Annotated in this window: 1 protein-coding gene; it reads left to right on the top strand. The window is 49.0% G+C overall.

All coding sequences use genetic code 11. The annotated features are described in order from the left end of the window. Nucleotides 1-600: 600 nt before the first annotated feature. A partial coding sequence (locus tag CMR00_12840) for a hypothetical protein (protein ID PIO46981.1) occupies nt 601-1,141 on the top strand: 541 nt, incomplete at its 3' end.

Below are 1,141 nucleotides of genomic sequence, written 5' to 3'. Positions count from 1 at the left end.
GGCGGCTTCCAGATCGAGGATGGCCGGCATCAGCGTTTCGGGCACGTAGCAGCCGCCATACGGCCCGAAGCGGCCCGGTATAGTCTGCGCGGGGGTCAACGTCTCTAGCACCATAGGGTTGTCCTTGCCTCTCCAGTGGTATCGTGTGCGAATAGGCCAAGTATACCACGTCTGACAATGTCTATCGCCCACCGAAAATTAGAGCTTCTTAACAGGCAATTGACTCGCCTAGCCAGAAGGCATCCGGTTCATGCGAGCAACCGCCCATCAGCTTGCCCACGTGCCGCTGTACCTTTTGTTCTTTTGGGATATGGGTTCCCTACCGCTTACCGCCACGCTGTGAGGTGGGTGAGGAGGGGAGATACCGGTGTCGCGCAAGAATTGATGGAACACCCTGATTGCTTGTTAATTCGTTACCAAAATTTCCAAAATCGAAGAAATCCATCAAAAAAGATGCCATTATCAGGCGATTGAAATTCGTTACTAAAATTTCCAAAATCGAAAAAAAAACCCTTGATAAGTGCTATGTTCATATGCTATGATACGAATTAAGGTGCAAACAATATTAACGTAAGGCTAGTTATCAACACAGGATATAACATGAACGAAACACAGATATTCTATGGTGTTGTGGCTTCGGTCGTCTTTCTGGTTGTTGTATTTGTCAGTGTTATTGTTGTTATTCAGCGAGGCAGTAAAGGCCGATCTGACCGTTCGCCAAAAAATCATGCACCCATGAAACCCGCTCCAGATTTACGTATTCCTACGGGTATGTGGGACAGTGGTTCGCGAGGGATGTATCCTCCTGAGCCAGTTCCTCCACCACCTGCACCTGCTCCAGTTATTCCCCCGCTCGTATCGTTTGAGGATCAGTTGCAGGCTGAAATCAAGCAGCTACGCATGATGGGTGTTGCTCCGCAAGCGGAGCTGCATCGCAAACCACGTTCTACTGAGTACTACGTAAAACTCAGGCTACCAGAGGTGGATCAAATCCCCCAAGCAGAGCACGAACTCCATGTATTTATCAGTGATAAGAATCTAGGCCGAGAGCCAGACTGGTTTCTTGTTCGCAAATACCTTAATGGCTACGGGGAGTATGTGGAGCATCGTCTCACTTGTGCAAAGTACATCGCAAGTCGGG

Origin of the sequence: [Chlorobium] sp. 445 (assembly GCA_002763895.1) — a bacterium.
Taxonomy (GTDB): Bacteria; Bacteroidota; Chlorobiia; order Chlorobiales; family Thermochlorobacteraceae; genus Thermochlorobacter.
Note: the sequence above shows the minus strand (reverse complement) of the source record. Positions and strands in the feature narration are given on the sequence as shown.